This window comes from Paraeggerthella sp. Marseille-Q4926 (assembly GCF_916618935.1).
GTDB classification, from domain to species: Bacteria; Actinomycetota; Coriobacteriia; order Coriobacteriales; family Eggerthellaceae; genus Paraeggerthella; species Paraeggerthella hominis.
The window spans coordinates 137,749-163,992 of record NZ_CAKAKF010000003.1; the positions used below are offsets into that span (position 1 = coordinate 137,749).

The 26,244-nt window shown below is 64.9% G+C and carries 23 protein-coding genes; 4 read left to right on the forward strand and 19 right to left on the reverse strand.

What is annotated here, in order from left to right:
* Positions 1-2: 2 nt before the first annotated feature.
* From LG373_RS05715 to LG373_RS05725, 3 genes are all read right to left on the reverse strand, one after another.
* Positions 3-878, reverse strand: coding sequence for an ABC transporter permease (locus LG373_RS05715; RefSeq protein WP_114565793.1), 876 nt, complete (start codon positions 876-878; stop codon positions 3-5).
* A 5-nt stretch (positions 879-883) separates the two neighbouring features.
* A complete protein-coding gene (locus LG373_RS05720) occupies positions 884-2,176 on the reverse strand; it encodes an ABC transporter substrate-binding protein (RefSeq protein WP_225749261.1) in 1,293 nt (430 codons plus the stop codon).
* A 139-nt stretch (positions 2,177-2,315) separates the two neighbouring features.
* Complete coding sequence (locus LG373_RS05725; RefSeq protein ID WP_225749262.1) at positions 2,316-3,347, reverse strand: phosphotransferase family protein; 1,032 nt, start codon at positions 3,345-3,347, stop codon at positions 2,316-2,318.
* A 347-nt stretch (positions 3,348-3,694) separates the two neighbouring features.
* On the opposite strand from LG373_RS05725, the gene LG373_RS05730 reads away from it, so the two are divergent.
* Positions 3,695-6,439, forward strand: coding sequence for a cation-translocating P-type ATPase (locus LG373_RS05730; protein ID WP_225749263.1), 2,745 nt, complete (start codon positions 3,695-3,697; stop codon positions 6,437-6,439).
* A 40-nt stretch (positions 6,440-6,479) separates the two neighbouring features.
* Here the strand turns inward: LG373_RS05730 and LG373_RS05735 are convergent, their stop codons facing one another.
* The 3 genes from LG373_RS05735 to LG373_RS05745 form a co-directional block, all read right to left on the reverse strand.
* A complete protein-coding gene (locus LG373_RS05735) occupies positions 6,480-6,791 on the reverse strand; it encodes a hypothetical protein (protein WP_225749264.1) in 312 nt (103 codons plus the stop codon).
* Positions 6,792-6,852: 61 nt separating this feature from the next.
* The gene (locus tag LG373_RS05740; protein ID WP_225749265.1) at positions 6,853-7,215 is read right to left on the reverse strand and encodes a hypothetical protein; all 363 of its coding nucleotides are present in this window, start codon (positions 7,213-7,215) and stop codon (positions 6,853-6,855) included.
* Entirely contained in the window at positions 7,212-8,912 is a 1,701-nt protein-coding gene (locus LG373_RS05745; protein ID WP_225749266.1) for an SGNH/GDSL hydrolase family protein, read from the reverse strand. The genes LG373_RS05740 and LG373_RS05745 overlap by 4 nt, the downstream gene beginning before the upstream one ends.
* Positions 8,913-9,216: 304 nt before the next feature.
* Here LG373_RS05745 and LG373_RS05750 point away from each other — a divergent pair, with 304 nt between their 5' ends.
* Positions 9,217-10,161, forward strand: a complete 945-nt coding sequence (locus LG373_RS05750; RefSeq protein ID WP_225749267.1) for a MarR family winged helix-turn-helix transcriptional regulator — start codon at positions 9,217-9,219, stop codon at positions 10,159-10,161.
* A 33-nt stretch (positions 10,162-10,194) separates the two neighbouring features.
* Here the strand turns inward: LG373_RS05750 and LG373_RS05755 are convergent, their stop codons facing one another.
* From LG373_RS05755 to LG373_RS05770, 4 genes are read right to left on the reverse strand one after another with little or no spacing between them, the layout of a single operon-like run.
* On the reverse strand, positions 10,195-10,920 hold the full coding sequence (locus LG373_RS05755; protein WP_225749268.1) for a hypothetical protein: 726 nt from the start codon (positions 10,918-10,920) through the stop codon (positions 10,195-10,197).
* 15 nt (positions 10,921-10,935) lie between these two features.
* On the reverse strand, positions 10,936-12,792 hold the full coding sequence (locus LG373_RS05760) for an FAD-dependent oxidoreductase (protein WP_114565801.1): 1,857 nt from the start codon (positions 12,790-12,792) through the stop codon (positions 10,936-10,938).
* A gap of 13 nt (positions 12,793-12,805) precedes the next feature.
* Positions 12,806-13,297, reverse strand: coding sequence for an FMN-binding protein (locus tag LG373_RS05765; RefSeq protein WP_216528591.1), 492 nt, complete (start codon positions 13,295-13,297; stop codon positions 12,806-12,808).
* Positions 13,298-13,354: 57 nt separating this feature from the next.
* The gene (locus LG373_RS05770) at positions 13,355-13,924 is read right to left on the reverse strand and encodes a cytochrome c3 family protein (protein WP_225749269.1); all 570 of its coding nucleotides are present in this window, start codon (positions 13,922-13,924) and stop codon (positions 13,355-13,357) included.
* A 450-nt stretch (positions 13,925-14,374) separates the two neighbouring features.
* On the opposite strand from LG373_RS05770, the gene LG373_RS05775 reads away from it, so the two are divergent.
* Both LG373_RS05775 and LG373_RS05780 read left to right on the forward strand, forming a co-directional pair.
* The gene (locus LG373_RS05775; RefSeq protein ID WP_114565805.1) at positions 14,375-14,995 is read left to right on the forward strand and encodes a TetR/AcrR family transcriptional regulator; all 621 of its coding nucleotides are present in this window, start codon (positions 14,375-14,377) and stop codon (positions 14,993-14,995) included.
* Between the two features lie 78 nt (positions 14,996-15,073).
* Positions 15,074-16,069 (forward strand): DUF5692 family protein, encoded by a 996-nt coding sequence (locus tag LG373_RS05780; protein ID WP_114565806.1) that lies wholly within the window; start codon positions 15,074-15,076, stop codon positions 16,067-16,069.
* Between the two features lie 341 nt (positions 16,070-16,410).
* Here LG373_RS05780 and ppdK read toward each other — a convergent pair whose 3' ends face one another.
* The 9 genes from ppdK to rpsP all read right to left on the reverse strand — a co-directional run bounded on the left by ppdK (position 16,411) and on the right by rpsP (position 26,043).
* Complete coding sequence (gene ppdK / locus LG373_RS05785; protein ID WP_225749270.1) at positions 16,411-19,149, reverse strand: pyruvate, phosphate dikinase; 2,739 nt, start codon at positions 19,147-19,149, stop codon at positions 16,411-16,413.
* Positions 19,150-19,206: 57 nt separating this feature from the next.
* Positions 19,207-20,091 (reverse strand): pyruvate, water dikinase regulatory protein, encoded by an 885-nt coding sequence (locus tag LG373_RS05790; RefSeq protein ID WP_114565809.1) that lies wholly within the window; start codon positions 20,089-20,091, stop codon positions 19,207-19,209.
* A 4-nt stretch (positions 20,092-20,095) separates the two neighbouring features.
* Positions 20,096-22,186, reverse strand: a complete 2,091-nt coding sequence (gene glyS / locus LG373_RS05795) for a glycine--tRNA ligase subunit beta (protein ID WP_225749271.1) — start codon at positions 22,184-22,186, stop codon at positions 20,096-20,098.
* Complete coding sequence (locus LG373_RS05800) at positions 22,183-23,148, reverse strand: glycine--tRNA ligase subunit alpha (RefSeq protein ID WP_216528594.1); 966 nt, start codon at positions 23,146-23,148, stop codon at positions 22,183-22,185. Before LG373_RS05800 ends, glyS begins: the two co-directional genes overlap by 4 nt.
* Positions 23,149-23,196: 48 nt before the next feature.
* Positions 23,197-23,760 (reverse strand): signal peptidase I, encoded by a 564-nt coding sequence (gene lepB, locus LG373_RS05805; protein ID WP_216528595.1) that lies wholly within the window; start codon positions 23,758-23,760, stop codon positions 23,197-23,199.
* 492 nt (positions 23,761-24,252) lie between these two features.
* On the reverse strand, positions 24,253-24,972 hold the full coding sequence (trmD, locus tag LG373_RS05810; protein ID WP_225749272.1) for a tRNA (guanosine(37)-N1)-methyltransferase TrmD: 720 nt from the start codon (positions 24,970-24,972) through the stop codon (positions 24,253-24,255).
* Between the two features lie 43 nt (positions 24,973-25,015).
* Complete coding sequence (locus LG373_RS05815; RefSeq protein WP_225749273.1) at positions 25,016-25,537, reverse strand: ribosome maturation factor RimM; 522 nt, start codon at positions 25,535-25,537, stop codon at positions 25,016-25,018.
* Positions 25,538-25,792, reverse strand: coding sequence for a KH domain-containing protein (locus tag LG373_RS05820; RefSeq protein ID WP_114565815.1), 255 nt, complete (start codon positions 25,790-25,792; stop codon positions 25,538-25,540).
* A gap of 5 nt (positions 25,793-25,797) precedes the next feature.
* A complete protein-coding gene (gene rpsP, locus LG373_RS05825; RefSeq protein ID WP_114565816.1) occupies positions 25,798-26,043 on the reverse strand; it encodes a 30S ribosomal protein S16 in 246 nt (81 codons plus the stop codon).
* Positions 26,044-26,244 lie beyond the last annotated feature (201 nt).

A 26,244-nucleotide genomic window follows, 5' to 3' on the forward strand; every position in this document is an offset into this window, starting at 1 on the left:
GCTCACCGCTCCTTCCGCTCGCGCTGCACGATGGCGAAGTACGCGACGGCGAGCACCGTGCAGATCAGAGCCATCACGCCGTTCAACGCCATCGCGTAGCAGCGATTGAGGATGTCGGGATCTTGGAACTCTATGTAGGCGAGCACCGGAAGCGCCTTGGGAAGCGTCGGCCCGAGCAAGAACGGAACCTCGTAGGATCCGAACGCGAATGCGAACACCACCAAAAACGCCTTCGCCACCGCACCTTTGCACAAGGGCAGGGTCACCTCGAAAAACGATCGCAACGGCCCCGCGCCCAGCGTAGACGACGCCTCGCCGAGCGACGAGCTTATGTTCATCATGATGGAAGCCGTGCAAAACGCGACGAAAGGCACTTCCTTCCACAGGTACACCGCGATGATCCCCCAGCCCGACGAAGCGCCCACCACCGAAACGACGGATCCCGGATCTTGAGCCAGGCCGAGCCAGCACATGAGCCGCGGAACGAGGCCCGAGCCCGCGAACAGGCAGATCACCGCCAAGGCAACCAGAGCGTGCATGACCATCAGCGGCAGGCGAATGCCGACCAGCCGAACGAACCGGCCCGATCGGGCTCTCGTCATGAACCCGGCCAAAGCCACGCCGCCCACGACGGCCAGCACCGAGGACACCGCCGCTAGGTACAGGCTGTACGAAACGGAGTCCTTCAAGTCCGACCGAGCGAACACCTGCACGTAGTAATCCAAGGTGAAATCCGTGCGACCGAGAAACGGCATGATCCCGAACCCCTGCAGCACCCCGTTCGCCACCCCGTAAAAGAAGACGGCGAGCAGCACGGCCGCGGGAAGCGCAAGCACGTACGGAACCAACCGTCTTCTTATGGTACGGGGCAGCGGCATGACGACTACTTCCCTACAACCTCGTCGAGCCACAGCTGCTCGATAAGGGGAACCACCGGACCTGCGGCCTCGGCAACGCGCGCGCCCAGCAGCTCGTCCAACGCAAGCTCGCTGCCCTTCAGCTCGATTCCCTCGAAGGCCGCCCGATCTTCAGCCGGCAGCTTCTCCATGTCGAGCACGCTGATGTTTCCCAGCTCCTTGTACTGGTCGAGCTGCATCTTCGGGCTCATGACCTCGTTGATAGCCACCAATGCCGCCGCCTTGTGGGGAGCGTTTTGCGCAATGGCCATGAAGTTCGTGTTGCCCACGGTTCCCGTGTCCAGCAGAAACGGCTTGACGGTCTTCGGAAGGGCCCCGTTGTCGACGTCGGACTGGGGGCTTCCGTAGCCCATGCCCAAAACCAGCTCGCCGTCGGCGAACATGGACCGAACCGTTGCGGAATCCGCCGGGAACGTTGCGCCCTGGTTCCATAAGTACGGGTTGAGCGAGCGCAGGTATTCCAGTCCGGGATCGACGATGGCCTTCACTTCTTCAGTCGTCGGGTCGGTCATGCGCGAGAGCTTTTCGAACTCGTCTTTGCCGACGACGCCCGCAATCAGGCACTCGATGAATCCCGTTCCCGTAAAATCGCCCGGCTGAGGATACGTCACCTTGCCGGGGTTCTCTTTGCAAAACGCCGTGAATTCCTGCAGGGTCCTCGGCGGGTTCGGATGGGAAGCCGAATCGATCCACAGATGCATCTGCGCTTTGGCGTACGGAGCCTCGAACCCTTCGGTAGGGCTGCCGAAGTCGTACGCGTTGTCGGCAGCGTCTTTGTCGCAGTACTCGTTGAAATTGGGAAGGTACTCGCAGAACGGGCCCCACAGGTACCCGTTCTTCTTCGTGGAGTAGAAGTTCTCGCCGTTGATCCAGATGAAGTCGATGGTCCCCTCGCTCACGCCTGCCTGCATCTCGCCCGAAAGCTGCGTGAGGATGTCGTTGATGTCCATGCCGACCAGGTCGAGCGTGATATCGTACCGCTCTTTCAGCCGCGGCGTTAGAACCTTCTCGATCCACGTGTTGCGAGGCTCGCTGCCGCCCCATCCGTACCAGGAAACCGTCTGGCCCTTCGCTTCTTCCAGGACCGCGTTCCAATCAGCGTAGTCGATCGAAGCTGCGGCGGCGCCCGCGTCGGATCCCCCGCCCGAAGCGCCCGAGCATCCCGCGAGCGCCCCGCCGCACGCGATCGTCAACCCCGCCGTCGCTCCCAACGCCAAGAAACGACGGCGAGAGTACATCTGCTGCGCAACCTTGTCCATACCGATTCCTTCCCCTTGTGCCATCATGATACGATCATGAGATTCATCAACCGTACACTAGTAGTATATATCTAATAGTAGATCATCGCTAGTATATGTGCGAACCAGATCGCTCAGCGGCGCGCATCGTGCAGCGCTCTTACGCGGACCGCTTCAAAAACGCTTGGCGTTTCAACTGCGCGAAGAAGCCGTCCGACAGATACGCTTGAATCTTGCGAAACGTCTTGTCGTTCTTCAAAGGCCGGTTGGGATCGTGGTATTCAACCTGCGCCATAGCGCACCAGGTAACGCCCCGCAAGCACGTGAGGGTAAGGTAAGCGAAGAACCGCTCGACGAACCCCTCCGTCGGGAAGCGCCCATCCACGGAATCGATGTAAGCGCGCACGAACAGATCGCGGCGCGCATCGTCGAACACGATATCGCTGTCCCAGAACGTCGTGGTGGGAGCCACGAAGAACGCCACGTCCTGCGCGGCGTCGCCCACGATCGGCTTTTCCCAGTCGACCACGTAGGCGAAGTCGCCCGCTTCGGGAATCAGGAAATGGGCCGCGATGCACTCGGTGTTCACGATGTGCGAGCGCATCGGGTCGCCCTCGTGCGCTTCCACCACGCGATCGCACGTTGCAAGAAGGTCCTCGATCTCGCGCGCCACGTGCGCATCGACGAACCTCGACCCGGCGTAAACCCGGTACATGCGCAGGCTCTCGTCCCTGATCTCCGCCAACGGGTTTCTCGGCCTGATCAGCGTGCATTCGTCGGGAACGGAAACGCTATGAACGTCGGCCAGGCTTTTCGCTGCCTTCGAAAGATCGTCGTCGCGCTCGAGATCGAGCAGGCGCCCTGCGCAGAACCCGATGACCTGAACGCCCCTGTCCACGACGCTTCGGGTTTCATCGACGTAGACGGCGCTCGGCGTGCGGCCGGATACGGCAAGGGCGCGCAGGGCACCGTGCTCGTACGACGCCTGCTCCCGCAAGCCCAACTGGCTCGCATAGTTCATGCGCAGCACGTAGCGCGCGCCCGTCACCGGGTGGTCGAAGGCGAAATTCGCATTATGCTCCCCGTTTCCCAAAGGAATCGCGGCAAGCGAAGCGCCGCGAGGGATATCCAGCGCCTCGCGCAGCGCATGCGACGCGCGAAGATAGCGGCAAGCTTCGTCCATTCCGTGCATTGCGCCCCCTAGCAAGCATGATCGGCAAGATATATATCAGACTATGTGATTTATTGGATACTGTCTAGTATTTGCATAGTTTATCTACCAAGGAGCATGGCGCTTGAGCGACAACCGGCATACGGCAGCCGAGCAAAGCTCCTTGGCAAGAATTCACCGGATTCGTCATTGTAGCGCACTGGCCGTTGCGAAAAGACGATCATGCCCCTTGTTCGAGGATGGTAATGGTTCGGCTACCGGCAGATGACGGTTCGGCGAGCAACGAGCTTGCCCGATTATGGTGAACGAAACACCGCCGAACGATTCCCGACGGCCGCGAACCGCAACCGCCACGACGAAGGGGTCCTATGAGCAACCATCAACCACCGAAGCGCCGCGAGCAGCACAGCGCCGCTCGCATCCGCGCGGCCAAGAACGCCGAGGAACGTCAAAACGTCGCGCAGCACGCCTGGCACGCCATGTCGCGCGAACAGGCCATCAAGGAGCTCGACACCTTCCCCGACGGCCTGTCGCCCTCCACGGCGCATGACCGGTTGGCCGAATTCGGCCCAAACGAACTCAACGCCAAGCCTCCGCGCACGTTGGCGAACATGGTACGCGAGCAGCTGTCGGACCCCATGATCCTCATCCTCTTGACCGCAGCCGCGCTTTCCGCCCTGTTGCAGGAATGGGTCGAAGCCGGAATCATCGCGGCCATCGTGGTGGTCAACGCCGTCATCGGCATCGTGCAGGAGCAGAAAGCGCAATCGTCGCTGGAGGCGCTGCGCAGCCTGAGCGCGCCGGAAGCCCGCGTCATGCGCGGCGGCATCGAGACCGTCGTGCCTGCGCGCGACCTGGTGCCCGGAGACCTCGTGCTGCTCGGGGACGGCAGCATGGCCCCGGCCGACCTGAGGCTGACCAGCACGGCGGGACTGCGCATGCAAGAGGCTGCCTTAACCGGGGAATCGGTGCCGACGGACAAGAACGCCGCATCCGAAGCGCTTCCCGGAGCCCCCTTGGGAGATCGCGCCAACATGGCCTTCGCCACGGCCATCGTCACGGCGGGGCGCGGCGAAGGCGTGGTGGTGGCGACCGGCATGAACACCGAAGTGGGGCGCATCGCCGGCATGCTCGAGGAAAGCGACGGCCTGGACACGCCCATCAAGCGCAAGCTCGCCTCCTTCGGCAAGGGCCTCACCATCGTGGGCGTGGTAGCCGCGCTGGCCGTGATCGCCATCGGCCTAGCTTACGGGCGACCGCTCGCTCCCCTGTTGCTGCTGGCCGTGTCGCTGGCCATATCGGTGATACCGGAAAGCCTGCCTGCCACGGCAACCGTGACCATGGCGCTGGGAGTTCAGCGCATGGCGCAGCACGAAGCCCTGGTCAGGCGTTTGCCCGCCGTTGAAACGCTGGGCGGCGCTACCGTCATCTGCACGGACAAGACCGGCACGCTCACCGAGAGCCGCATGAACGTGGTGCGCGTGGCCCTTGGGCCCGACCTTGCTCGAAAACGCCAGCTCGACCCCGAGCAAGCACGCGAGAAGCACGCCCGCCTCTTCGAGCACCTTGCGTTCACCGCCGTGCTCTGCAACGACGCGGTGCTCTCCCCTGCGGAATCGGAAGCCGTCGGCGACACGGTGATCGGAGACCCCACCGAAGGCGCGCTGCTTCTGCTCGCGCGCGACGGCGGCATCGATCCGGGAGAGCTGCGCGCCGCGTACCCGCGCCTTGCCGAACGCCCCTTCGATTCCGACCGCAAGCGCATGTCCACGGTGAACGACCGCGAGGGACAGGCCGTCGTGTCCGTGAAGGGCGCGCTCGATTCGATGCTGCCGCGTTGCGCCTACCTGCTTGACCAGGACGGCCCCCGTCCCCTTACCGACGAAGACCGCGAGCATGCCCTCGCGCTGGCCCAAACGCTCTCCGACGAGGCGTTGCGGGTGCTGGCCTTCGCAACCCGCGCGCTTGCGGGCGCGCCGGACGAAGACGACGACATCGAACGCGACCTGGTGCTGATCGGCATCGTGGGCATGATGGATCCGCCCCGACCGGACGTTCGGCACGCGGTCGAAACATGCCGAACCGCAGGCGTGCGCACCGTCATGATCACGGGAGACCACGCCGCCACGGCACGCGCCATCGGGCGCGACCTGGGCATCCATCGGCCGGGAGACCTCGTGGTTACGGGCGAGGAGCTCGACCGCATGGACGACGAGGCCCTTGACGAAGCCGTCAAGCACGCTTCGATATTCGCCCGCGTGTCGCCTTTGCACAAGCTGCGCATCGTGCGCGCGCTTCAGCATGGCGGCGAGGTCACCGCCATGACGGGCGACGGCGTGAACGACGCTCCCGCGCTCAAGGCCGCCGACATCGGCGTTGCCATGGGCATCACCGGAACCGACGTGGCCAAGGACGCTTCGGACATGATCCTCATGGACGACCACTTCACCACCATCGTCTACGCGGTGCGCGAGGGCCGTCGCGTGTTCCGCAACATCCAGAAGGTGGTAGCGTTTCTGGTCGCCGACAACGTCGCCCAGATCATCGTGCTGCTGACGGCGCTTGCCCTCAACTGGAACGCCCCGCTGACCGCCGTCATGATCCTGTGGGTGAACCTGGCAACGGCGTCGCTTCCGGCGCTGGCCCTGGGCGTAGAGCCTGCCAGCCGCCACATCATGGAGCACCCGCCCATGCGCGCGAACAACCTGCTCGACGCAAAGCTCGCGCGCCGCGTGGGGTTCCAGGGCGTGTTCATCGCCGTCTTGGCCTTGGCCGCGTTCGCTATCGGCCGCGAAGCGGGAGGGGACGCGCTCGGCTGCACCATGGCCTTCGGCACGCTGGCCTTCTCGCAGGTGCTGCGCGCGCTCAACCAGCGCTCCACCACCGACCCCGTTTGGGACCGCGGCGAAACGCGCAACCCGCAGCTTGCCTGGGCTGTGGGCGCAAGCTTCGCCCTCATGATGATCGTGCTGCTGGTGCCGCCCATCATCGAGGCATTCGGCGGCACTTCCATGAACGCATCGCAGTGGGCGCTCGTCGGCGGCTTCGCCCTCCTTTCGGTCGTGCAGACCGAGATCGCGAAAGCCATCGGCCGCTGGCGCGCAAAGAGCTAACCGCGCGGAGCAAGCTCGTCGACGGCATCCTCGCGCAACGCTAGATGCGCGGCCCCAGCTGCGCGCGCGTTCGGCGGACTCCCAGGACGCCGAACGCGATGCCCGCAAGGGAGCACGCGAGGACGATCCACGGCCAGATGCCCGGCTCCACCACGCGAGGGACCACGAGCACGACCCACGGCCCCAGCATGTCCATCACGGTGCCGAGGGCGAACGAATCGGCCGCGCGCACGAGGACGATCCAGGCGAGCGAGAACGCCGCCGCGCACGAGCAGGAGGCGATCAGCAGCCCGTAGCGCGCCCTCGCGCGCACGAGCAGGGCAACAGCGGCTGCGACCAGCAGCAACGCCATGACGATCCAGAGCACCTGGGCAATTGTGAGCAGCGTTCAGATAAGCTCGATGTCCACGGCCCTACCCCCTCTCGTCCAACGCGGTCGACACGCGCTCGACCGCATCCTGGGCGCGCTCCGCCGCATCCTGGGCCCGGTCGACGATACCCGCCGCACGTTCGGCGATGCCGCGCGCTTGCTCGAGCAGATCCTCGAGCGACTGGGCGCGCTCAACCGTCAGCTGCCCCACCGCCAGCAGGTCGGGCACCGAGTAGGACACCTCGCGCCCGATAAGCTCCGCCACGGGGACCCGCGCCCACGGCGCCGCCATGCCCAGCGCCACGACCAGGCACAGCGCCGCCAGCAGGCGGTCGGGCGTGAGCGCGTCGCGAACGCGGCGCAGCGCTGCGCGGGCGGTGTCCGCAGCGGTCGCCGGCCTGCTCATCGACGGCATCCTTCGCGCTTGCGGCGCGCCGCGCACGCTCCTAGAGCGCCGGTCGCCATAAGACACGCAACGACAGCGAGGGCTCCCGGAGCCCCGTCGCCCGTGGATGCGAGGCGCTGGGGAGCGGGCACGGGCTCGGTCGGCTCGGTCGGCTCGGGAACGGGCACGATCGGCGCAGGATCGGGTACGACCGGAGCGGGATCGGGCGCGCCCGGCGCGTAGGTCGCATCAACGACCCCGTTCACCAGCTCGGCGATGAGCGCATGGCCGTCATGGTTCGGATGCGGGTCGACGTTGAACGAGATCGAGCCGTCGGCGGCGCGCCCGATGGAGACGTTCGTCAAGCCGGGATTGTTGAACGGCTCGTACAGGTTCACGGCGGCGTAGCCTTCCGTGTTCCGGACGAACGCCTCGTTCATGATCTCGATGTAGCGCGCGCCGGCGCTGCCGAGGTCGATGGACAGGGGCAGGTCGGGATCCACATGCGCGGCCAGCTTGGGGAACAGCGTGCGCACGTCGAGCACCTGGCCGTAGAACGGATTGTACAACGTGGTCCAATACACCTGGGCGCGCGGCGCGCGGGCGTGGACGGCATCCAAGATGGCCGGCTGGTTCGTCGTCGCGAACGTCTCGCAGGCGGCGAGCAGCTCAGGGTCGGCGACAAGGGCCGCGTTGATGCGCTCGATGGCGGCCGACACCTTCTCGAGCAGCTCTTTGACAGGGTCGGGACGCACGGCGACGAGCGCGTCGCCCGCGTCCGAAACGAGCGCGTCGCCAGCATCCGCCGCCAGCGCGGCTGCGTCCGGACCCGCCGCACCTTCGTCGGCGATCGCCGCCTCTATCTGCGCTACATCCGCATCGCTTAGATCGCTGATGGGCTCGAGCGCCTCGGCGATGATCTCGATGAACCGCCCCAGCAGGTCGTTCGAGCCGATGGTCACGCTCACCGCGGTCGCATCGGCAAGCGCCGCGTCGTAGGCGCCCGCCTGCAGCGCGTCGAGCAGCTGCGTGCTCGTCCAGCCCGAGGCAGCCAGGTTGTCCGTCACCGACGGGCCGAACGCATCGGCGAAGTGCGCGCCCACCAGCGACACGAACGCGTCGGAGGGCGTGGGTTCCTGATCGTAGCACTGGTCGCTGTTATCGTATTCGGACAGCGCGTAGCCGGCGGCAATGCTGTCGCCGAACGCCACGTACTTCGTGAGCAGCGGCTCGCAGGCTATGCGCTCCTTCGCGATGCCCGCGGCCGCAAGCCGTTCGACCATCTCCGCATTGCGCACGGTGAACGTCGTCGTGTCCGCGAGTCCTGCGAACGCGGCGGGGTCCACATCCACGACACCCTCGATGTCGATGCGCTCCACCGCGCCCGATGCGGCCGCCGCGCCGCTGAAGGCGCCCGCCGCGATGCCCTCCACCGCGTAGGTGGCGGGATCCTCCCACGCTTCCATCACCATGATGGAGGCGGGGACCGCGACGATGCCCGCAGCTCCCTCCGGCAGTCCGGCCAGCACGACCGCGCCTTGCGCGGCACCCGCGTCGCGCACGATCGTATACGACATATCCATGCCCGACTTCTTGTGCACGACGGTGTCCCCCGCCGTCGCGAACGCCTGCAACGGGCAGAGCGCGAGCACGAGCGTCGCCGCCAGGATTCCCGTCGCGATGCGGCGCGCACCCGGCATGATCGATCTTCCAGCCATTCCCTCGCTCCTTCTTCGAGTTCGGACGAATCGCTTGCGAATGCCGGTTCCGGCGCTGGGACGCCGTCTGATCAGCATTCCAGCGCATCAAGCGCCACTGCGACAGCATGAGTATGGCGTGCGCGCATGCGGCACGCAAGCGCGGTGGCAGGAAGCGGGGACCGACGGCACGAAAGCCGACGGTCGAGCGGCGAGCGGCGGCGCGTGGAGAGTTTGCGCGACCGAGCCGTCATCCTGCCATGCAACCCCGAGAAGGGCTACTATTGTTTCACTACTGAAACAATTACAACGAACGGGGAGCAGCATGGCCACCGCCGCGGGCGCGCACGACGAAGACGATCTGAAGCTCGATTCGACGTTCTTCGTCGCTTTCGACCTTACTCATCGCGCGCTCAAAAGCGGCCTGGCGCAAGCAAGCGACCTCAGCGTGACCCAGTACCGCGTGCTCGTGAAGCTTTTGGCCGCCCGGACGACGGGCGCAACCCAGTCGAGCCTCGGCAAGCTGCTCGCGCTCAAGCCCAACGTGGTGACCCAAGCTATGAACGTGCTCGTAGACGCCGGTTTTGCCACGCGAAGCGGCGGCAAGGCCGATGCGCGCGTGCGCACCGCGCGCATCACCGAGGCGGGCGTTCGCCATGTGGCCGAAGCGAACGAGGCCATCGTGGAGCGCCTGTACGCGCTGTTTCCAACCGAGGATGCGGTTCACCGCGCCATCCTTGAAGCGTCCATCGCCGCCGGCGCGAGCATCGACCCGCCGCTGGGCGGCGATGCGTCGTCGCGCTACGCTGCATCGCGCGCACTCGTATCGCTTGAACTGGTGAAACGCGGGATGGAAGACGCCCTGCGCACCGCATGCGGCGCGTCGCTCAGCGAATGTCGCGTGCTGCAGCGCCTTGGCGAGGTGAACGAGCCCTTGCGCATCGGCGACCTTGCCACGCAGCTGCAGATGACGCCCGTAGCCATCGCGCGGGCGGTAGACGGACTTGTCGGGCATGCATGGGCGCAACGGCTGGCAAGCCCGCACGACCGCAAAGCCGTGTTCGCGGCTGCTACGCCTCAGGGCCTGCGCCAGCAGAAGATCATCGTGCGCACCATCGACCTCCTTGCGCGCACGCAGCTGTGGAGCCGCCTCGACGACCATCAGCGTCGCGCGCTCGCCCGCGCCTGGCGCGTCGTCATCGCCGACATGCAGGCGCGCAAGGAGGCCGAGCGCAAAGCAGCGCTCGGCCTCCTGCAACCTCTCGAGTAAGACGCCGGGGCCCGCCGGCGTCGCAGCGCCCGCCTACGCGCGCGCCTTCTTCAGCAGCGCGGACGCGCCGAACAGCATTCCCAGGTTCACCACGACGTCGGCAGCAAGCCACATTCCCACGACGCCCACGTTGATGCTCGCCGCGTTGATGGCGGAAAACGTGCCCACCGCCAGCACCATGACCGCAAAGCCACAGCCCGCCGTGGCCGCCACAAGGTTCCAACCTGCGCGCTTCTCGTTCCGAGCACGCGCCAGGCACGCGCACACCACCATCGACGCGGCGCCGAGCAGCGTGCCGATGAACGCAGCCCACACGACGAGCGCGGCTACCAGCACCGGCAGAGCCGGCAGCTTCGAGCTCATGGAATGCACTTGCACGCCCGACAGGATTCCCGAAAGCACGACGAACAGGCACACGATGGCCGCAAGCGCCGTAGCCCAGCCCCACAGAAACGCGGTCGCCGGTTTGCCAGCGCCCGGCACGCCGCGCGCGAACAGCAGGCCGTGCAACGCGACCCCGGCCGTGGACAGCACCATCGCAAGCGAGGCCAGGAACAGAAACGCCATGAAGGCCGATCCCGTCAAGATGGAGCACACCACGTCCAAGATGGGAACCCCGGAAGCCGATATGTAGTCGTAGGCCAGCGCGCCGGACAGGTCCATGGCGGCCAGACCGATCCTCCCGACAACAGCCACGGCCAGCGCCATCAGGAACAGCATCGCGTACGGACGGGCCATGCCCTTCAGTTGCTCTTTCATCTCGCATCCCCTCCCTTACGCGCCTGCGCCGGTCATCTCGTGCTCCACCGCAGAGGTGCCGCACAGGTATCCGCCGCAAAACGCCAGTCCGACGTCGCCCATGAGCGAACCCAGGATGGGATCGCCCACGTAGCTGTTCTCGCCGCAAGCCCCTCCGGCGGTGTGCCACCCGGCGTACAGGCCCTCGATGGGCCGCCCATCGGTGCCCATAACCTGCATGTCCTCGTTGATCAGCAAGCCCGCTTTCGTGCCGTACAGGTTGCCGCCGATGCGGCACCCGTAGAACGGCGGCTCCTTGACGGCGTGCAGCCATTCGGGAGGCATCGGGTACAGGTAATCGTCCTCGCCCTTCTCGCAGCACGCGTTCCACTTTTCCACGGCCTCGGTTAGAACGCCTTCGGCCAACCCCAGATCGCGTTCGAGCTCTTCCAACGTGTCGCGCTTCTTCAACACGTCGGCGTCGATGGCGTCCTGCACGCCGTGGTGCCAGTCGCGGTAGTGCTCGGGCACCTTGTCGATCTGCTCAAGGTCGGGCGTGATGAGCTTGCGGCAATGCTCCTGCGCGAAGCCTGCCAGGTGATCCTCGTAGTTCGCGTCGAAGATGATGTAGGAGCGATGCCCCGGAGGCGTCATCTGGATGGTGGCCAGATCGCCCAGAGCGTAGATGGCGTTCGCGCCGTCCTCGGCCACGCGGCTGTCCAGGTAGCGCAAACGGTTGCCGCAGCGATCGATGGTCAGCCACGGCTGGCGCGACAGCTGCGTCATGCCGTCGTAGAGGAAGCGCGCCCACTGCCCGCCTTCGGCCTGCCAGTCCACGCCGCCGTCGAAGCTGGCGGAGCTGTTGAACCCGGACACGTCGGCACCCGCGCCCAACCCCATGCGGAAGCACTCGCCCGTTTCGCCGCCCACCAGGTAGCTTGACGCGCAGCCCATGGCCGCCGTGGGAATGTACTTCTCCAGAAGCGCCTTGTTGTTGCAGAAACCGCCCGCCGTGAGAATGACCGCGCGAGACGCGTGGATGTACACCTCGCGCTCGAAGTCCTCCTTGGCCACCAGGCCCACGATTCGACCGCCCGCATCGCGCACGAGCGCCACCGCCGGGCACTGGAACTTGTACTCGACGCCCTTGCGCTGCCCGTAGCTGAACATGGCGTCCGTGGCGTCTTTCATCTTGAGCACGTGATGGTCGAGCGTCGAGTTCTTCGGCGCCACGTACACGGGAACCTCGCCCAAGCGCCACCGCACGCCGCAGTCCGCCATCCAGTCCAGACTCTTGCCGCCCTCGCAGGCAAGCTTGTAGATGAGCTTGGGATCGGCCGCATAGTGATACTCGTCCATGGCCCAATCGGTCAGGGCCTTCGGATCGAAAGGATAGGACGGGAAGGCGAAGCGCTTCTCGTCCTGCCCGCTGTAGCCGCCCAAGATCCCGCACATGCCGGCCGATTGCGCGTTGCCGCCGTGCAATCCCATGGCCTCGACGCAGATGGTCTTCGCGCCCAGCTCGGCTGCGCGCGCCGCCGCGTTCAAGCCGCCGCCGCCCGCGCCCACCACGCAGATATCGCATTCGTAGTCCCACTTCTGCGGCACCGCGCGCGGCGGAATGGGCGTTGCGTCGTCTGCGGGAAACGCTGCCGCGTTATGCTCGCGATACGTGCCGTCCTCCCACGAGGCGTTCGTCGCCGCGCTGTCGGGAACCTGAACGTTCTTCGACCCGTCGGCTGCCCAATCGCCGATGACTCCCGCCGGCACCGCATGCGCCGCGGCTGCGGGCATGACCGCCGCAGCCGCCGTGCCGCCCACGACCGCCGCCGCGCCCGTCAGGAACGCGCGGCGCGACATTCCCTCCGCGCTGCGTCCGTTATGCTCCTTCATCGCAATCCCCTCCCTAGTTTCCCGCAGAGACGGCAGCGCCTGCGCCTGTTTCCGCTTGCGCAAGGGCGTCCTCGACCGCCTGCTTGACGCCGGCAGTGGTGATAGTAGCCCCGCTCACAGCGTCGATGTCGGCGCCCTGCGCCGCGTCGATCAGGGCCGCGTACTTGCCGTCGCGGATGGCCTCAAAGCCGCCGACGCTTTGCGTTTCGCCTTCCTGCGTGGTTTCTATGCAGGTCAAGCGGTTGTCCTGAACCAAAAGCGTCACCGTCACCAAACCGTCCATGCCCTTGCCCGTGCCGGTGTACACGCCGTCGTGCAGCGTTCCTTCAGCCTTTTTCGCAGGATCGACCGTCACCTGCGCCGCCCACGGATCGTCCGTGCGCAGCGCCAGTTGCTCGGCGCTCGCCGCATCTTTCGATCCCGATCCCTCGAACCCCGCGCCGCACCCCGTAAGGCCCAGCGTCAGCGCCGCAGCGCATCCCGCAGCCACAGCCGTCTTCTTCATACGCACCCTCCTCGGTCTTCGGGAACGGCGATCGAAACCGCATTCCCGGTCCAGCCCCTAACGCTTCGAAGCGTCGTTCCATCCGACGGGAACTTCGTAGTCATGGCAGGTATTGCAGTACATCTGGGAAGCTTCGTGGACGCCATGGCAGTTGCTGCAATCGATGGCCTCCCCCTGATGCGAGCGATGCGGGTTCACGCCCGCCCGGCCTCCCCAATCCTGCGTTGCGGCCACGACGCTTTCCCAATCATGGCAACCGCTCTGCGCGCACATGCCCTTGTCGGCGGTGACGCCCGTCCGCGTGATGCGGCCCGCCTCGTCCGTTTCGAAATCGCCGGATACCCAGGCCACGCCTTCGGCCACCTGTTGATCGATCTTCGCCTCGTGGCATTCCAGACAGGTCGCGTTCGCTCGCTCGTGCGCGTTCGCCAGCAGCGTTTCGTCGTGATAGTAGCCCTCCACGTACGCGTCCATCGGATCGTGGCAGATCGCGTTGCAGAAGCCGGGCTGCTCGTGCCACACCCAAAAGCCTCCGCCCGCGGCAACCACCGTAATCGCGACCACCGCCGCCACGATCGGCCATTTCCTCTTTCCGGAGCGCTTCTCGCTCGGCTCGTTTCCCTCCATGGCCCCTCCTTTTCCCTTTAGTTCATTGTTGTATCTTTTTCGTTTCACTAATGAACTTTATGGAGCGCATGCTAGCATCTTTGCGAGCGCGGCGAAACCCGCCGTTGACGAGCGGAATCGTTTCGTCAACGAAAGAGGCGGGAACGCGGGGCGCTTGCGGCAATGCGGCGGTCGTGCCGTACGACGCCCCTTCCGCGTAACCGATACGCCGCATAGCGCGCTCTCCCATGCAGCGCCCCTTCCGTGCAGGTCGCGCACCATGCAACTCGCACGCCGTACAGCGCTCCTTCCGCAGGCGGGCCTTATTGACGCTTTGCGAAAAGTGTTAATTGACGATCCGTCAATGATGGGCGTATGCTGCGCTCATCAGGGGATCGACACCATCGCCTTTGCAAGCGGCTTAGCGAAAGCAGGCAAGCGCGAAGAACGACCGTCGGCAAGGAGGGAACCATGGGCACCGCGAACGACAAGGCAGCACGAAGCGCGCCGTCGGCTACGCGCCGCGCGGACATCGTGGCAGCCGCTCGGGCGCTCTACGAAGAGCGCGGGCTCTCCAAAACGTCCGTCCAGGACATTACGGATCGCGTGGGCGTGACGCGCTCGCTGTTCTATCACTACTTCCCCGACAAGGAGGCCGTGACGTCGGCGGTGCTTGACGACTACGTTGCCGATTTCATCGAAGCCACCCATTATTGGAACGCCCAGCGACGCACGGGAGACATCGAGCACGCCCTTTCGAGCGTGGTCAAGCTCATGCGCCTAGGCGTGTTCGAGCACGACGCCTTCCGCCGTTCGCTCGCCTCGCGCGAGAACGCGGCGCTCTACATCGACTTCGTGAACCGCGTGGCCGACCGCATAGCCACCTACATTGTAGAGACCACGGTGCAGGACTACAGCGCGCGTCATCGCGTGCGCATCGACCACGTCTACGAAACGTTCTACGTCCTTATCTTGGGAATCGTGGGCTACCTGCGAACGCACCCCGACGCTGACGACGAAGTGCTGAAAGACCTTATCGTGCAAACGCTCCACATGGACAGAGGGCGTCCCGAAACCGACGATACCGAATAGCGCCGAGCGGCGCGCATACCGGAAGAAACAGGTCGAAAGGCGACCTGTGCGAAGCATACCCGAAAGAAGGAGGGTTCCATGTTGTTCCAAGTGTACGGCGAGAACGCCGTGTACCAATGGCTCGGCTGGGCGATGGTGTTCATCTGCCTGATCCTGGTCAACGAAGTGGCGCGTCGTTCCAAGGCGGGAGGCGTGTTCTGCTTCCTGATCCTGCCCGCAGGGCTGACGGCGTACTTCATCGCCATCACCATCGGCGCCATGTCAGGCGCTCAGTGGGCGCTCGACAACCCCACGCATCTGTACATGAACAGCTGGTTCCACTACGCGAAGCTGTACGCAGCAACCATCGGCTGCATCGGCTTCATGGCACTCAAGTACAAATGGGGAAAGATCGGCAAGTCGCATTGGTTCAAGTGCTTCCCGTTCGTCATCGTGGCCATCAACATTCTGATCGCCGTGGTGAGCGACTTCGAAAGCGCCATTCGCGCCTGGGGCACCACGTGGGTGTCCACCGAGGGCGTCACGCTCTACGGCGGCTGGCACAACGTGTTCAACGGCATCGCGGGCATCTTGAACATCTTCGTCATGACCGGTTGGTTCGGCATCTACGTGTCCAAGAAGAAGCAGGACATGCTGTGGCCTGACATGACCTGGGTGTTCATCATCTCCTACGACATCTGGAACTTCTGCTACACCTACAACTGCCTGCCCACGCACTCCTGGTACTGCGGCCTGGCGCTGCTTCTGGCCCCCACCGTGGCGGCGATGCTGTGGAACAAGGGCGGCTGGATCCAGAACCGCGCGTTCACGCTGGCCATCTGGTGCATGTTCGCGCAGTGCTTCCCGCTGTTCCTGGACGACAGCGTGTTCGCCGTGCAGTCCGTGAACGACCCGAACGTGAACCTCGTCGTATCGGTGCTGGCGCTGGCGGCGAACGTGGCCGCGCTGGGGTACGTGGCGTACCGCAGCAAGAAGCTTGGCAGAAACCCCTACACCAACGAGATCTTCGTGGGAACGAAGGACTACGAGCAAGCCATGGCTCGCCGCGAGGACGCTCCTGCTCAGACGGCGTAGCGCCCGGCTTATCGCAAGGCCTGCAACCGACAGCCTACATGCATTTTGCTTGAAGAACGGCCTGGGAATCCGGGCCGTTCTTCTTTGCGCCCCGGCGCCTCTCGCGCACAATTCCCTCCCCTGTCGCCGCAACCGCCGCCGGGATCCGGGTCCCGGCGCGCGAGGTGCGATCCCCCTCCGCAACGCTCGAGCCCGGACGCGGGTTTACCAAGCAGGCCCCGCATTGCTCGAGCCCAAACGCGAGGCCGCCAAGAAGGCGCGCGCTACTCCCTCTCCCACGCAGAAGGACCCGCAGCACGTTCGCTGCGGGTCCTTCGGGCATGCACGCTATTTGACGGCGCTTACTTGTCGCGCGCGTCGCCCATCTTCTCGGCAAGGGCGGCCTGGCCAGCGGCCAAGCGAGCCAGCGGCACGCGATACGGCGAGCAGCTGACGTAGTCCAGCCCGATCTTGTGGAACATCTTCACGGAGTCGGGATCGCCGCCGTGTTCGCCGCATACGCCGCACACGATGTCGGGATTGCCCTTGTGGCCCAGCTCGACGCCCATCTCGACCAGCTTGGCAACGCCCGGATCGATGGTGGCGAAGGGGTTGTACGGCAGCAGGCGCTCGGCCAGGTACTGCGGAACGAACTCGGCCTCCACGTCGTCGCGGCTGAAGCCGAACGTCGTCTGGGTCAGGTCGTTCGTACCGAAGCTGAAGAAGTCCGCCTGCGTGGCGATCTCGTCAGCGGTAACGGCAGCGCGCGGCAGCTCGATCATGGTGCCCACGGGGATGTCCAGCTCGATGCCATGCTCGGCGGCAACCTCGGCGATGGCCTCCTCGGCCACGCGACGCAGCTTCTCCAGCTCGGGCAGCACGGACACCAGCGGGATCATGATCTCGGGCTTCGGATCCAGGCCGCGCTTCTTGAGCTCGGCGCATGCCGTGGCGATGGCGCGCACCTGCATGACCGGCAGGATGGGATACACGATGCCCAAACGGCAGCCGCGCAGGCCCAGCATGGGGTTGGCCTCGCTCATCGAGTCGATCTGCTCCATGAGCTTGCGCTTCTCGGCGATAGTCGCCTTGTCGCCGCCGGTAGCCTCCAGCTTGGCGATCTCCACGTCAAGGGCGCGCGGGCTTTCCAGGAACTCGTGCAGCGGCGGATCGAGCAGGCGCACGATAACCGGCAGCCCGTCCATGGCTTCGAACATGCCCAGGAAGTCGCCCGTTTGAGCAGCCAGAAGATCGTTCACGGCCTTCTCGCGCACGGCTTCGTCCTCGTTCAGGATGAAGGTCTGGATGATCTGCTTGCGATCGCCCAGGAACATGTGCTCGGTACGGCACAGGCCGATGCCCGCAGCACCGAAACCGCGGGACAGCTCGGCGTCCTCGGGGTTGTCGGCATTGGCGCGCACGCCCAGCGTGCGGAACTCGTCAGCCCACTCCAGGATGGTGTCCAGGTCGCCGGTAAGCTCGGGAAGCACCAGGTCGACAGCGCCCAGCACCACGATGCCCGACGTGCCGTCGATGGAGATCATGTCGCCCTCGTTGATGACGACGTCGGTGCCCACCACGATAGCCTGCTTCTTCTCGGCGTCGATGCGCAGCGCCTCCACGCCGCACACGCACGGAGTGCCCATGCCGCGCGCGATAACGGCAGCATGAGAGGTCTTGCCGCCGTGCGAGGTCAAGATGCCCTCGGCGGCGATCATGCCGGCCAGGTCGTCGGGGTTGGTCTCCCAGCGAACCAGCACGCACTTGCGACCAGCCTCGGAAACCTCGACGGCGTCCACGGCCGAGAACACGGCTTCGCCCACGGCAGCACCCGGAGAGGCGTTCAAGCCGCGAGCCAGCACGTCGTAGTCGGCGCTCTTGTCGAACTGCGGGTGCAGCAGCTGATCGAGCTGGTCGGGATCGACGCGCATGACGGCCTCCTCCTTCGAGATGAGGCCCTCCTTCTCCATCTCGATGGCGATGTGCAGCGCGGCGGCGGCGGTGCGCTTGCCCACGCGGGTCTGCAGCATCCACAGCTTGCCCTGCTCGATGGTGAACTCGATGTCGCACATGTCGCGGAAGTGGTTCTCCAGCGTCACGAACACTTCCTCCAGCTCGCGACCGGCCTCTTCCAGGCCCGCGACCTCTTTGAGCTCGGCGATGGGGCTCGTGTTGCGGATGCCCGCCACCACGTCCTCGCCCTGGGCGTTCACCAGGTAGTCGCCGTAGAATTCCTTGTCGCCGTTAGCGGGGTTGCGCGTGAACGCGACGCCCGTGGCGGAGGTGTTGCCCTTGTTGCCGAACACCATGGACTGCACGTTGACGGCGGTGCCCAGGTCGTCGGCGATCTTGTTCTGCTTGCGGTACAGCGTGGCGCGCGGGTTGTTCCAGCTGCCGAACACGGCCTCGATGGCAAGCTGCAACTGGGCCATGGGGTCCTGCGGGAACTGCATCGCGCCGTCCACCACGAGGCTCGGATAGGCTTCGGCGGAAACGTTCTCGGCGAAGATCTGCTTGAACTCGGCCACGAGCCCCTGCAGGTCCTCGGCGGTCAGGTCGGTGTCGGACGCCACGCCGCGCAGGTTCTTCATGGCGGTGATGGCGTTCTCGAACAGGTCGCCGTCCAGGCCCATGACCACGCCGGAGAACATCTGGATGAAGCGACGGTAGGAGTCCCATGCGAAGCGCGGGTTCTCGGTCTGCTTGATCAGGCCGTTGATGGACTGGTCGTTCAGGCCCAGGTTCAGCACGGTGTCCATCATGCCCGGCATGGACATGGGAGCGCCGGAGCGAACGGAGACGAGCAGCGGATCCTCGGCATCGCCGATCTTCTTGCCCATGCGGGTCTCAAGATCCTCGCGGTACTCGCGGATGGTGTCGAGCGCGCCTTCGGGCCAGGTGTTGCCGGCATTGGCGTACTCCATGCACGTCTGGCACGTGATGGTGAATCCCGGAGGTACGGGCAGACCGATGTTGGCCATTTCAGCAAGGTTCGCGCCCTTGCCGCCGAGGATCGCCTTCATGTTGGTATTGCCCTCGGTCACGTTGTTGCCCTGAGCGTCCTTGCCGAACGCATAGACTCGCTTGACTTCTTCAGTCACTTTTTCTCCTTAACCCGAAGTGCTTTTCGTTACCGTTTCGAACCTTGAGTCACAGGTCTAGCCCATCATATCAGCCGATGGCGGATGAACGCGCTCATAGTAGCGCAAAATCTCTTGAGCGGTTTCCTCAACGGCTCGATTTTCGGTGTGAATGACAATGCAGCCGAGTTTGCGCATCAGGGCGCGCGCCTTCTCCAGATCCTGGTAGACGAACTCGGGATCGGCGTAGCGCGAAGCCACCCCGCCGGCACGGCCGAGCCTTCTCTGGCGGATGCTCACCAGCACTTCCGCCGTGGTCATAAGCCCGAACAGCCGGGTGCGCTCCACATCGAAGATCTCCTTCGGCGGCTCCGTCGAGGGATCGAGCGGAATGTTCGCCACCTTGTAGCCCTGCTGCGAAAGGTAGATGGACGTCGGCGTTTTCGACGAGCGGGACACGCCCAAAAGCACGATGTCCGCCTGCGCGATCTCCTGCGGGTTGCGGCCGTCATCGTGAGCGATGGTGAACTCGATGGCCTCGATCCGCCTGAAGTAGTACTGGTCGGCCACGTGCACGCTGCCCGGCGTCGTGGACGGGGCGAGCCCCGTCATGCGCGCGATGGCCCCCACGGCGCTCGTCATAAGGTCGACGGCCACTACGTCGTCGCGCGAGGCGGCGTACTCCGCCAGCCTGCGCGACAAGCCGGCGTCCACCAGCGTGTAGAAGACCAGGATACGGCCGTCGCCCGTGCGCTGCCGGTGGAAAGCGCTGTGCTCGTCGATGAACGCCTCGATCTCCTCGAACGTACGCGCCTTCGGCAGCACCTCGATGATGGGATTCGTGACGCCGAACTGGGCGGCGGCCGCACGGGCCACCGCCTGAGCCGTCAAGCCCACCGAGTCGCTTACCACATGGATGGTGGGCAGCGGCGTCGCGTTCTCGTGAACGATGAAATCGCCCATGGCGCTACTTGGCCGACTTCGCCATCTTGCCGAAATCCGCCACGTGGGCGAACACGGCCACGAAACGGTTCAGCAAGCGCAGGCGGTTCTCGCGCACCGCCTGGTCCTCGTCCATGATCATGACGTCCTCGAAGAAGGCGTCGATCGGCGCGCGCAGAGCCGAAAGCGCGGCGAGCGCGGCGGCGTAGTCGTCGGCGGCGAGCGCCTCGGACACGCGCGCGGCGGCCTCGTCGGTTGCGGACAGGAGCGCGCGCTCCGCGTCGGCCGCCAGGGCCTCGTCCACGTCGGTGCCCAGCTTCGCGTCGCGCAGGTTGTTGGCGCGAGCGTACGCGATGGCCAGATTGTCGAACGCGTCGGGCGCGTTGGTGCGGGCCGCTTCGAGTGCGCGGGTGCGGGCGATAATCTGCGCCGGCTCCTCCACACCCGTGGCCAGCACGGCATCAACGGCGTCGGGCGAGCAGCCGCCGTCGCGCAGCATGACCTTCGTGCGCGTGACGAAGAAGTCCGACACCTCGGCGCGAACCGCGTCCCGATCGAACGCCACGCCGGCCGCCTGGTAGGTGGACAGCGCCGCATCGACGGCCGCCGCCAGGGAAACGGGCAGCCCCGCCTCGAGCATGGCAACGATGCCGATGGCGCTGCGGCGCAGAGCGAACGGATCAGACGAGCCGGTCGGACCCTGGCCTACCGCGAACAGGCCGCAGATGGTGTCCAGCTTGTCGGCGGTCGCCACGATCTTGCCCACGTTGGACGCGGGCGGCTCGTCGCCGGAGAAACGCGGACGATAGTGGTCGGCGATGGCGCGTGCCACCTGGTCGCTTTCGTTCGCGGCCTCGGCGTAGTACGACCCCATCACGCCCTGGACGCTGGTGAACTCCACCACGGCGTTCGTCACCAGGTCGGCCTTGGCCAGATACGCGGCGCGCTCGGCGTCGGCGGCGTCGGCTTCGGAAAGCCGCGCGTCGCAAGCCAAGTGCTTCGCCAGCGCCACGATGCGGTCGGTCTTCGCCTTCATGGTGCCGAGCGTTTCCTGGAACACCACTTCGTCCAGACGATCGACGTATGCCTCGAGCGGGCGCTTGAGGTCCTCTTCGTAGAAGAACTTGGCGTCGGACAGGCGGGCGCGCACCACGCGCTCGTTGCCGTCGATGATGGTGGAAGCATGCGCCGGGTCGCCGTTGCTCACCACGATGAAGTTGTTGGTCAGCTTGTCGTTCGCATCGTACAGCGGGAAATAGCGCTGATGCATGAGCATGGCGTCGACGATGATCTCCTCGGGCACGCGCAGGAACTCCTCGTCGAAGGTTCCCACCAGCACGGTCGGCTGCTCGCAGAGGTTCGTGACCTCCAGCAGGGTCTTCTCAGGCAGCTCGGCACGAGCGCCCGTCTGCGCCTCGGCCTGCGCCACGCCGACGCGAATGACCTGCTCGCGAGCCTGTTCGCTCGTCACCACGTGCGCAGCCTCGACAACGTTCAGCAGGTTGGCGGCCGTGGCCACCTCGTGCGGGCCGGGCGCCAGGAAGCGATGGCCGCGCGTCAGGTTGCCGGCCGTCAAGCCCGCGAAGGAAACGGGGACCACGCGCTCGTCCAGCATGGCCACAAGCCAGCGCACCGGGCGCGAGAAGTACTCGCTCGTGGTGCCCCAGCGGCAGGACTTCGGCCACGAGATGCCCCCGATCACGCCCTCCAGCACGCCGGGCAGCAGCTCGGCCACATCGCGCGCGGGAACGCTTCTCGTGGCGAACACGTACTCCACGCCGTTCTCCTCGCGGCGCTCGAGCGCTTCGACGTCGACGCCCTTGCCGCGCGCGAAACCGGCGGCGGCCTTCGTCGGGTTGCCATCGGCGTCGAACGCGATCTTTGCGGACGGACCGCGGAACACCTCGTCAAGGGCCTCGGTCGTATCGGCCACGTCGGACACCATCGCGATCAGGCGGCGGGGCGTGGTGTAGATGGCCACGTCGCCATGCGGTATGCGCACTTCGTCGAGCGCGGCCGGGACCAGCTTCTCAAGCTGAAGCGTTGCCTTGTGCAGATCGAACGCCGGAATCTCCTCGGTGCCGATCTCGAATGCGAGCGTATGCAGGGTGCTCATCGTGCCTCCTCCTTTCCTGCCTCGACGTCTTCGGCGGGCTTGATGCCCACCACGTGCTCCATGTAGCTTGCGCACACAGCCTTCGCCAGCGTGCGAACGCGCAGGATGTAGGCCATGCGCTCGGTTGCGGAGATCACGCCGCGCGCGTCGAGCAGGTTGAAGGTATGGCAGCACTTGAGCACGCTGTCGTAAGCGGGCAGCGGCAAATCGGCCTCGAGCGTGCGCTTGCACTCGGCTTCGCGCTCGTTGAACTCCTGGAACAGGAAGTCGGTGTCGGCCACTTCGAAGTTGAACTTGGAGTACTGGCGCTCGTTTTCCAGGTACACGTCGCCGTACGTGAACGTCACCCCGTCGGCTCCCCGGCTCCACACGATGTCGAACATGCTGTCCACGCCCTGCACGAACATGGTCAAGCGCTCCAGGCCGTAGGCGATCTCCACCGGGACCGGGCTGCACTCGAAGCCGCCGACCTGCTGGAAGTAGGTGAACTGGGTCACCTCCATGCCGTCGATCCACACCTCCCAGCCAAGGCCCCAGGCGCCCAGCGTCGGGCTTTCCCAGTCGTCTTCCACGAAGCGGACGTCGTGCGCGTCCACGTCGATGCCGATGGCGCGCAGGCTGCCCAGGTACAGGTCCTGGATGTTGTCGGGCGAGGGCTTCATGAGCACCTGGAACTGGAAGTAGTGCTGGGTGCGGTTGGGGTTCTCGCCGTAGCGGCCATCGGTAGGACGGCGGCTGCCCTGCACGTAAGCCGTGCGCCACGTGTCGGGTCCCAACGAGCGAAGCGTGGTAGCGGGTGCGTTCGTGCCGGCGCCCACCTCGTTGTCGTAAGGCTGCAGGATAACGCAGCCCGCGTTTGCCCAGTAGCGCTGCAGGTTCATGATGACGTCCTGGAACGTCGGCGGCAGCTGATCGGCAGCCCCCTGCTGCTGCGCCAAAGCGTTTGCAGTTTCGGTTGACATGGCTCTCCTTGTCCTCGTACGGAATCCCTCAGTGTGTTCGAACGCCCGCTATTCCAGCAGGCCGAAATTGCTCAAAGGCCAGTACACCAGCGCCCCCCGACCCGTAACCGAGCTGACCGGCACGGCGCCGAAGAAACGCGAGTCCTGCGAGTTGGTCCTATTGTCGCCCATCACCCAGATGAAGCCCTGCGGAACCGTGTAGGGATAGGTGACGTCGCTTGCCAGCGGATACGACGGCAAGCCGTTGGTGTAAGGTTCGGAAAGCGCCCTGCCGTCCACGTAGACCAGGCCGCTGTCGTCGATGGTGACCGTCTGCCCGCCCACGGCGATGCAGCGCTTGATCAGGACGCGCCCGGGAATCTCGGGGTCTTGGAACGTCACGATGTCGCCCGGCGCAGGCTCGCGGAAATAGTAGCTCACCTTTTCGGAGAACACCATGTCCCCCGTCATGATGGTCTCTTCCATGGAGCCGGAAGGAATCTCGTACGGCTGGAACACGTAGGTCCTCAGCAACCACGACAGCCCGAAAACGAAGGCCACCATGATGACCAGGCTGAAAAACGACCTGAGTATGCTCGGACGCTGACGATCGGCGTGCTGACCGGAATTCATGAAGCCTGCTTATCCTTTCGATGCGGGCGCGCGGCGCCCGAATGAGATCACGAGTGCCTATGATAGCGCGTCCGAGCGACCCGCCCGACCCGTTCGACAAAGTTTGCAGAAAAATCCCGATCACCGGGCGAAAGAGGGCGAAAAAGGGCGAAAGAGCAAAGGCCGCAGCAAGGCGAAGCCCCCGAGCTGCCGGGCGAACGCGGTGCGCGCACGAAAAACCGCCCTCGCTGGCAGGTTTTGACGGTTAGAGGTCGTCGATGGACCCCTCGTTTTCGCCAGCAATCAAGCCGCTTTGCATTCCACCAGGTCAGAGCATTGCAAAGACAAAACCGAACGCTCGAACGAAACCAGCGGGCCGGCCAAACGACCTCAAACCGTCAAAAGCTGCCACGGAACGTGATTATTCGTGCGCTGAGCGAGAATCGGCCGGTCGCGACGCGGCGAAGGCCAGCCAGGCCGCGGAGCAACAAGGCGGCCGCCGCCTTCGCCGCCTTACAGGGCGTCGAGAAACTTCCGATCTTCGGAAGACAAGTCCACGGCATCGAGCAAGTCGGGGCGCAAGCGATAGGTGCGCTCCAGGCTGCATTCGCGACGCCAGCGAGCCACGGCTGCGTGGTTTCCCGATAAAAGAACCGGCGGAACCTCCATACCGCGAAACGAAGCCGGACGCGTGTACTGGGGATACTCCAAAAGGCCGTCGGCGAAGCTCTCGCCGAGAGCGCCCGTCTCGGCTCCCAGCACGCCCGGAACCTTGCGCACCACAGCGTCGATGACCACCATGGACGCCAGCTCGCCGCTCGTGAGCACGTAATCGCCCAGCGATATCACGCGATCAGCCAGCGTGTAGGCGCGCTCGTCGATGCCTTCGTAATGGCCGCACACGAACAGCAGACGGTCTTCCTGCGCCAACTCGCACGCCAGCGCGTCATCGAAAGGAGCCCCATGCGGGCTCAGGAAAATCGTGCAGGGGCGCGCAGGATGCCTGGCTACGATGACATCGTGCGCCTCGAAGATGGGCTCGCATTTCATGACCAGCCCGTCGCCGCCGCCGTACGGGTCGTCGTCGGTAGTGCGATGCCTGTCATGCGTCCAATCCCGCAGGTCGTGCGCCTTGAATTCCAATAGGCCCTTCTCCTGCGCGATGCGCATCATGGAAGACCCCATAACGGAATCGTACATGGACGGAAACGTCGAGAGCGTCTCGATGATCACGGAAGGGTCCTTTCAGGCAAACGGAAAGCGCCGCGCAAGGACGCTACAGATCGAGCAAGCCGTCGGGCAAGGCCACGTCGATGCGGCGGGCATCGTCGTCGAAACCCACAACGAAGGCATCTACCAACGGGATGAGCGCCGATCCGCTCCCGTCCGCTCGGGCAACCGAAAGGAGCGTTTGGCCGGGATTCTCGAGCACGTCCTCCACAACGCCCACGTACCCGATGCAAGCATCGTGCACCTCGTAGCCCGCAAGGTCGTCGTCAACCGCGACCAGCGCATCTTCAGGCAGATCAGCCCGTCGAACCAGGCAATGACACCCAGCCAGCAGCTCTGCCGTGTCGATGCTGCGCACGCCTTCGAATGTGACCAGGTACGCGTCTTTTCCCTCGTGCTTCACGCTTTCCACGATACCGCGACGCGGCCCGTCATGCCGAGGCGGAACGAACGCCACCTCCAGGCCTTCGGACAGCAAAAAGGGAAGACCCGGCACGCTGCGCGCGACGAGCCCTCCCGATAAGGTTTTTGTTCGAGCCAGTTCGGCTACGTTAACCCATGCACGCATTTAATCGAGAAGTTCCACTTCGACATGCGTGTTCGTACGAGAAGCAGCAGCACGGGCAAGGGTGCGGATAGCCTTGATGACACGACCCTGGCGGCCGATCACCTTGCCAGCGTCCTCTTCATGCACGCGCACCTCGACGAGGATCGTTCCGTCCTCCGCGTTGCTCGCCGTGATCTCGAGATCGTCTTCGAACTCGATAAGCGGACGTACAACGGATTCAACCAGACCGACGATGTCTTCCGTCTGCTCGGCCATAGGATTTACGCGTTCTCGCGGGCGCGCCTGATCAGCGAAGCGACCGTGTCGGTCGGCTGTGCGCCGTTCTTGATCCACTGGTCAACCTTGTCCATGTCAAAAGACACCATGGCAGGCTCGGAGCAGGGATTGTAACGACCCACTTCCTCGATGAACTTACCGTCGCGCGGGCAGCGCGAATCGGCAACGACGATGCGGTAGTACGGACGCTTCTTGGCGCCGTGACGGGCCAGGCGAATTTTAACTGCCATGAAGATGAACTCCTTTTGCTTCTTACATACGATTCATGCCTCAACACCGTCATTACGGTGTAGGGAAAACAGCAATTGCTTATGATACGGCGAAACTACCGGTTTGACAAGCGGATTACCAAGCCGAATTTTAAGCGTTTCAGGCCAAACGCGCAAAGCGAGGTGCAATCGTCCTCGAAAAGCCCACGTTTGAGCGCGTCC